Source organism: Streptomyces ipomoeae 91-03, assembly GCF_000317595.1.
In the GTDB taxonomy this organism is placed as follows: Bacteria; Actinomycetota; Actinomycetes; order Streptomycetales; family Streptomycetaceae; genus Streptomyces; species Streptomyces ipomoeae.
In genome coordinates this window covers 64281-71710 of record NZ_AEJC01000490.1, presented here as the reverse complement: position 1 = coordinate 71710, position 7430 = coordinate 64281, and the positions used below count along the sequence as shown (strand labels likewise).

The window sequence follows — 7430 nt, the reverse complement described above, 5'->3', positions numbered from 1 at the left end:
CACCACCGTGACCGGCCTGACCCTCGTCTGGGGGCCCGAGTCCGCGGAGGGCTGGCTCGACAGCTACCTCTCCGCGGCGGCGGTGCTCGATCTGCTGCGCACATACGAGGGTCCTTCTTACGACGCCGTCGTCATGGCCGGGTTCGGCGAGCACGGACGGGAGGGCGTCCGGGAGCTGGTGGACGTGCCGGTCGTCGACATCACCGAAGCCGCCGCACATCTGGCGTGTCTGCTCGGCCGGCGCTACGGGGTCGTGACCACGCTGGAGCGGACGTGCGGGCAGATCGAGGACAGCCTGGAGCTGGCGGGCGTCGGCCGCAACTGCGCCGCCGTGATCGGTACCGGGCTCGGTGTGCTCGACCTGAGCGACGGGGAACGCACCGAGGCCGCCTTTCTCGCGGCGGCCGAGCGGGCGCGGGAAGCGGGCGCCGAGGTGCTGGTGCTGGGGTGCGCCGGGATGACGGGGCTGCAGCGGACGGTGGGGGAGAAGCTGGGGCTTCCGGTGGTCGACGGGGTCGGGGCGGCGGTGAAGCTCGCGGAGTCGTTGGTGGGGTTGGGGCTGACGACCAGTCGGGTGGGGAGCTATGCGAAGCCGCGGGCGAAGAGGAGGAGTTGGGGGGTTGGGGGGCCGTAGAGGGTGTTACGTGCCGGGGCGGGCCGGAGGCGGGCACGTGGTGGCCTTCGTACGCACACCGGAGCCGGCCCGCAACGCGCGCCCGATTACGCCTACGCCTACGCCTACGGCTCCGGCACCACCGCCGTCGCCGTGATCTCCACCAACTGGCCGGTGTAGCCGAGGCAGGCGACGCCGAGCAGGGTCGACGAGTGGGGGCCGGTGCTGAGCCCGGACGCCTCGACGACGTCCCAGACCGCGGAGAGGGTCGCGGGCTCGTCGCTCACCACGTACACATCGGTCGACACGACATGCTCGAAGTCACTGCCCACCGCCCGCAACTGCTCCCCGAGATTCGCCAGCACCTGCTCCGCCTGCCGTACCGGATCCCCCTCACCCACCAGCTTCCCGTCGGCGTCCAGCGGAACCGAACCGGCCAGGAAGGCCAGCTTCGTCCCCGCCTCGACCACGGACGCGTGCGAGTAGACGGGCGGCGGGAAGAGGGCGGGGACGGTGACGCGCTTGATCATGTCGGCTCCCGGGACGGTCGAGGGACGAGACGTCGGACAACCTGTCGATGATGCGAAGCACGCGGCGCGATCGCATCCCGATTAATCGCATCCCGATCAACAGGACGTGCGGCCTGTACGGGCTCTTGCACGGGCGTGGTGCGGCCGAGCTCGTGCGGTCCCGGCGCTCGGAGTCAGTCGTCGGGGCTCAGGACGTCGGCCGGGGACGGGCCCGCGAGGACGCCGCCGTCCAGTACGAACTCGCTGCCCGTCGAGAACGTGGCGTCGGCGATGATGAACAGCACCATGCGGGCGACCTCCTCGGGCTCGCCGAAGCGGGGGATGGGCTGGCCCGAGACGTACGAGTCGTCGAAGCCGGCCGTCATCGGGGTGCGGATGGCACCGGGGTGGACGGAGCAGACGCGGACCCGGTCGGGGGCCAGTTCCAGGGCGGCGGCCTTGGTCAGTCCGCGCAGCCCCCACTTGCTCGCCGCGTAGGCCCCGATGCCCGCGTAGGCGGTCAGCCCGGCGAGGGAGGAGATGTTCACGATCACGCCTCCACCGGCCCGGCGCAGCGAGGGTGCCACCGCTCGCATGCCCAGCCAGGGGCCCTGGAGGTTGATGTCGATGACCCGGCGGAAGGAGTCGAGCCTCTGTTCCTCCATCGGGCCCCATGCGGTGACTCCGGCGTTGTTCACCAGTACCGAGACCGGGCCCAGTTCCCGTTCCGCCTCGTCCACCGCCTGCCGCCAGCCGGCCTCGTCACTGACGTCCAGGTACACGTGGCGGGCCCGGCCGCCGAGCTCGGCCGCGAGGTCGGCGCCCTCCTCCTCACGGACGTCGGCGATGACGACCGCGGCGCCCTCGGAGGCGAGAAGGCGTACCACCGCGGCGCCGATTCCTCCGACCCCGCCGGTGACGATCGCCACCCGATCGCTCAGACGTCCCATCACGACCTCCTGACTCCAGCGCCGATGAAGCCTCCGCCACCAGCATCGGCCGCCCTGCGATCGGCCGCAGTCCGGATGACCCGCGTGGTGCGGGAGATGGCCGGCGACGGGTGGTCCGGGCCGCGGGACCGGGCCGGGCCGGCGGGGCGCCCCGACGCGGCTCGTTTTCCGATTCCGATACGCCGACTGTCAGCCGTTCCACTCCCAGACTCGTACGAGGTCGGTCGCGCTCACGGCTGCCAGGAGGTTTCCGTCGGGGTGAACGGCGAAGTCGTCGTAGCAGCCGGCCTGTTCCAGGTGGCGGATCTCGGGGCGGTCGGTGACCTGGGACAGCAGGCCGCGTCGTAGCCACAGCACCCGGCCCTCGTCGGTGCAGAGCAGGCGCATGCCCTGCGCGCCGAGGCCGTCCACGCTCTCCTGCCCGCTGAACTCCCGGTGGAGGACGACGGATTGGTCCGCGATCCGCCAGACGCGCAGTTCGCGGAAGGTGGCGCAGGCGACATACCGTCCGGAGGGGGAGACGCCCAGCCAGCAGCCCAGTTTGAGGAGCCCCAACCTGTTGCGGATGTCCAGCTCGACCGTCGAGGTGTGCGGACGGTGGACGAAGACGCGGTTCGACGTGGCCATCGCCGCGACGGAGGCGTCCGCGCTGATGGCGGAGGCCGCCAGCCCCTGCGGGCAGGGCAGTTCCCGGAGTATCCGGCCGTCGTCGAAGTCGCGCACCGCCAGACGGCGTGTGTCGTGGGTCGCCACGACGGCGCCGCCGCTGGTGACCAGGAACTCGTCCCGGTCCAGGGGCACGGAATGCCGTCGGTGTTCCCCCGAGGTCCCGACGAAGTGCACGAGTTCCAGACTCGTCCGGCGGGCAATGGCGACGCTGTGCCGGACCGAGGAGGCGACGGCCTGGTGACCGAGGCGCAGTTCGGCGCCGCCGGGGGCACCGGGCAGCGGTTCGTTCGACTTCAGGTCCCAGCGCTCGATCGATCCGTCCCCGCCGATGACGACCGCCGTGTGGTCGGGGCCGAATCCGATCGTCGCCTGCCCGGTGGACTGCCGCGTCCGACGTATCTCCCGTACGGAGTCTCCGAGGCCCTGTCGCCGGGGTGGGGGAGCGGGCAGCTTGGCCAACACCTCGAAGGTGAAGGCCGCCGCGCACCTGGAGGCGGCGGGCTGCCATACGGTGTCGTTGTCCTCGCCCTTGTCGCTCAGCAGGTCGGAGACCCCTCGGACGACGAGCGCGCTCACCCCCGCGTTGATGTACTCGGCCTGGAGGAACCCGTGGCCCTCCATCTCCACCGCGAGGGCGTCACCGCAGTGCTGGGCGAGCAGCTTCGCCGTGGCGGAGCGCTCGTGCGCCACCACCTTGGAGCCGGAGGCGAGCGGCTTGACATAGGCGTTCGGCGTGAGGTCGGGGTCGGGAAGCGGTGACCTGATCCGACGCCGCCAGCCGTCCGAACGGGCGACCGACTGGGCCCGCTGGACGAGGTCGAAGGTCGACAGATGGGTGGTGATACGCGCCCGGAAGCCGTCCTCCTCGTCCTTGCCCCTCTCGTAGTCGTAGATGTGCCGGGCGGCGACGACATCGCACAGCTTGACGTCCTTGAGACCGCCCGCGACGCCCACGAAGAAGATGTATCTCGGTTCGAACTCCGTCACGGCCCGCTCGACCAGGGCCGCCGCCGCGGCGTTTCCCTCTCCCGTCTCATGGCACGCCACCCGCCATGTGGCGCGTTCACCGGTGAAACCGCCGAGTTCGAACAGGGCCCCGCGGACCTCGTGTTCGGCGAGGGGCCCGTCGAGGTGATCCAGCACGGCGTTCGACTCCTTGCCGAGCGCGGTGAAGACGACGACGTCCGGTTTGGGACTCATGGAATCTCCTTCGTACGGACCGCTCAGGACAGCCTCATTCGTACGGCCACCCGGACCGCCTCTGCCGTTCGGGTCGCTCAGGACAGCGTGGCGTCGCCCAGGCCGCCGTAGACGTACCAGCCCGAGTCGTCTCCGGACTTCGTCAGCACGCAGGTGATCTCGATCTGGTCATGGCCGGAGACGTCGACCGAGAGGTCGGTGGCCTTGCTGGACTGGATGATCACGTCGTCGCCGATCGGGTTTCCGGCCGAGTTGGCCACCTTGATCGTCGCGGTCGAACCGATCGCGTTGGGCGAGTCGGCCACGATGCCGGTCTTCGCTTCGAGGCGGGAGTATCCGCTGGTGCTGTAGACGACGCTCGTGCCGTTGCTGTCGCAGGTGAGGGTGAGGCTCTTCGGGTAGTGCTGTCCGCGGATGGTGATGGGCTGGACGCTCCGATCGCCTTCGACGGGTTCGAGATCCGCCAGATAGACGCTGGAGGAATTCTCGGGCGTGCCCGGCTCGGACGTGCCCGGCTCGGACGTCGTGGTCGGATCCTCGGTCGGGGGATCCGTCTCACCCTTGGTGCTCACCTCCGGTTCCGGCGTCGCCGTGACCGTCGCCGTGACCGTGACGGCCGGTTTCGGGCCGTCTGCCTGGACGACCGTGACCCGGCCGCCGAAGAAACCGGCCGCCACGGTCGCCGTGCAGATCGCCAGCACCTCCAGCCAGCGCGGGATGAGGCCCCAGCGGCGCCGTTGACGCCGCTCCTCCCTGTCGTGGTCCGTGTTCTTGGCGAGATCCATGTCCGTCCCCCTGGTGTCGCGCTCGCAGCCGAGATCTGGTTCCGCCGTCAACTGCCGATGGGCGGTCGACGGACCGCTCCTGCGCTACGGCGATGAAATGACCGGCGAACGACCGCCGTGCCCGGTCATCAGGGAGGCGCGCCCATCCCCGCACCTCACGACTGCCACAACAGTAGGGACCCGGCCCAACGACGACACCGGACTTCCCAACTCACCTACCGGCGCTCGGGACTTTCAGGGGGGCGCATGTTTTGCGGTGCGCGCCTCTTGGGGTACTCAGGGGCGTGGGCGGATCCTCGCCCAGCCGTGCGTACAGCCGGTGGTGGCGTTCGATCGCGCCCCTCGCCTCGGGGATCGTCCGAGTGCTGTATGACCAACGCCACTGGATGTCGACCTGGTTGCGTTCATAAAGAACATGGCGTTTCCATGCATCGTCACATCGCGGTAATACGAGCGTTCCAAACCCTCCCGATGCCCGCCCTACCGTGGAGAGCGCCCACAAAGCCCCGGCCGCCGTCGCCCGAAGGCACACCCCCGCCCTCGCCCGACGAAGGAGTTCCGTGTCGCGCCCCGTACCCCGTCCGACTCTGCCGCCCTGGCTCGCGCATGCTCTGCGTACGCAAAGGGGGCCCGTGCCCTGGAACGCGGTGGTGCGCGGGGCCCTCGCCGCGGGGCCGTTGCTGATCGTGGCCCTGCTGCTCGACCGGACCTCCGTCGGAGTCGTCGCCGCGCTGGGGGCCATGCTCGCCGGGATCAACGACCGGCCCGGAAGCCGCCGGGTCTCGGTCGAGCGGCTCGGACTGCCCGCGCTCGCGGGAGCCGTGGGGCTCCTCGTCGGGACGTACGCCGGGCAGTACACAGGGACGTACGCGGGGGAGTACGTCGGCGCGGTCGTCCTCACCCTGTTGCTCACCTCGCTCGGGGTGCTCGCCGGAGGCATGAGCGCGGTCGGGCTCGTGGCCTCCGGGGCGGGTACGCAGTTGCTGGTGGCCGCGGCCATCGGTGCCGGGATGCCGTTGCCGGAGACGGGCTGGGAGCGGGCGCTCGCCTATCTCGCCGGGGCCGGGTGGCTGCTCGTGCTCCGGCTCGTCCTGCCCACCCCCGCCTCCCTCACCGGCGGTGACTACCGGTTCGACGGGGAACGGGACGCCGTCGCCGCCGTGTACGACGCGATCGCCGCGCTGCTGGACGCCGTCGGCACCCCGGACGCGACCGCTCGGCGGGCCGCGCTGACCGCCGCCCTCGACCATGCCCAGGACGCGCTCACCGGCCCCCGGCTGCGGCGGTACGCCAGCTCCTCCACCGAGCGGCGGCTGCACGCCCAGTACGCCGCCGCGCTGCCGCTCGCCGAGGCGGCGACCGCGCTGGCCTGGGCCGGGGAAGCCGTCGTCGGCCGCGCCTCCGACGGGCCCCGACGGCTCGCCGCCGCCGTACGCGGCAACACCGCCACCGGGCCGCTGCCCGCGCCCTCTCGCTCCGCGCCCGCACTGCGCGCCCTCGACGACGCATTGCTGCACGCCGCCGAGGCCTTCGACCGGGGCGGCGACACGCACGACCTGCACACCCGGCGCCGTACCGCCGGGTCGCTGGTCCGGCTCGCGCTCGGGGCCGGCGGGCGGGAGTACGCGCTGCGGGTCGCCCTGTCCTTCGGGGTCAGCGCGGCCGTGGCGCAGGTGCTGCACCACGAGCACTGGTACTGGCTGCCCGCGACCGCCGTCTTCCTCGTCAAGCCCGACCTCGGACCGCTCGTGTCACGCGTGCTGTGCCGGGCCGCGGGGACCGTGCTGGGGGCCGTGCTCTTCGCCGGGTTCGCCGCCGTGCTGCCCCGGCCGGAGGGGCTTGTCGCGCTGGTGGCGGTCTGTGGCGCGCTCATCCCCGTCGCCACCCGGCACTTCGCCGCACAGACCGCCGTCGTCACCGTCCTCGTCCTCGCCCTCGTCATGGTCGGCGGCGAGCCCCAGGCCTCCTGGAGCCGCATCGGCGAGACGCTGCTGGCCTGCGCCATCGTCCTGATCGTCGGCCACCTGCCGATGCCCGAGGGGCAGCGCGGCGGCGGTGTACGCGCCCGGCTCACCGAAGCGGGGACGGCCGCGCACGCCTACCTGGCCCACGTCCTGAACGAGTCGCGGGGCGCGAGCGGTGCGTCGACGCCGGGTGGTGCGTCGAGGCCGGGCGGTGCGTCGAGGCCGGGCGGTGCGTCGAGGCCGGGCGGTGCGTCGACGTCGAACGGGGCCCCCAAGCCAAGCCGGGAATCCAAGCCAAGCCGGGAATTCGAGCCAAGCCGGGCCCCCATGCCCAGCGGCGCACCCACGCCGAACGGGGTCCTCGTGTCGCACGGGCCCTCCCTGCCGGGCGAGTCCGACGACCGTGCCGCCCGCTGGACCCTGCGCCGCGAGGCCTACCGCACGCTCGCCGAGGCCCGCACCGCGATCGCCCTCGCCGGAGCCGAACTGCCCGCCCTGGCCCGGCACAGCGAGGGCACCGACGAGGTCGCCGCCGTCCTCGAACGGCTCGTCGACACCACCACCGCCTGCGCCGTCCACCTCGACGACACCGGCCGGCTCGCCCGCCGTCACACCGACCGCCTCGCCGCGCTCCTCGACGAACTCGCCCGTCACCAGAAGCACGCGGGCATCAGCCTCCCGGACGTACCGGACGTCGCCGAGGCACTGCGAAGGCCCGGTCTCTCGGCCTGAAGTGCGCC

General features: G+C 72.0%; 6 protein-coding genes. 2 read left to right on the top strand and 4 right to left on the bottom strand.

What is annotated here, in order from left to right:
• The coding region (locus STRIP9103_RS32160) for an aspartate/glutamate racemase family protein (protein WP_048821370.1) at positions 1–634 on the top strand (634 nt) is incomplete at its 5' end.
• Positions 635–738: 104 nt separating this feature from the next.
• Here the strand turns inward: STRIP9103_RS32160 and STRIP9103_RS32155 are convergent.
• The 4 genes from STRIP9103_RS32155 to STRIP9103_RS32140 all read right to left on the bottom strand — a co-directional run bounded on the left by STRIP9103_RS32155 (position 739) and on the right by STRIP9103_RS32140 (position 4726).
• Positions 739–1143: a RidA family protein gene (locus STRIP9103_RS32155; protein ID WP_009327417.1), complete on the bottom strand. Its 405-nt coding sequence runs from the start codon at positions 1141–1143 to the stop codon at positions 739–741.
• Between the two features lie 173 nt (positions 1144–1316).
• Positions 1317–2072, bottom strand: coding sequence for a glucose 1-dehydrogenase (locus tag STRIP9103_RS32150; RefSeq protein ID WP_009327382.1), 756 nt, complete (start codon positions 2070–2072; stop codon positions 1317–1319).
• A gap of 189 nt (positions 2073–2261) precedes the next feature.
• On the bottom strand, positions 2262–3941 hold the full coding sequence (locus tag STRIP9103_RS45325) for a 5'-methylthioadenosine/S-adenosylhomocysteine nucleosidase family protein (protein WP_009327405.1): 1680 nt from the start codon (positions 3939–3941) through the stop codon (positions 2262–2264).
• Between the two features lie 77 nt (positions 3942–4018).
• Complete coding sequence (locus STRIP9103_RS32140) at positions 4019–4726, bottom strand: NPCBM/NEW2 domain-containing protein (protein WP_009327396.1); 708 nt, start codon at positions 4724–4726, stop codon at positions 4019–4021.
• A gap of 560 nt (positions 4727–5286) precedes the next feature.
• On the opposite strand from STRIP9103_RS32140, the gene STRIP9103_RS32135 reads away from it, so the two are divergent.
• Complete coding sequence (locus STRIP9103_RS32135) at positions 5287–7422, top strand: FUSC family protein (RefSeq protein ID WP_048821366.1); 2136 nt, start codon at positions 5287–5289, stop codon at positions 7420–7422.
• The last annotated feature ends 8 nt before the right edge of the window (positions 7423–7430 follow it).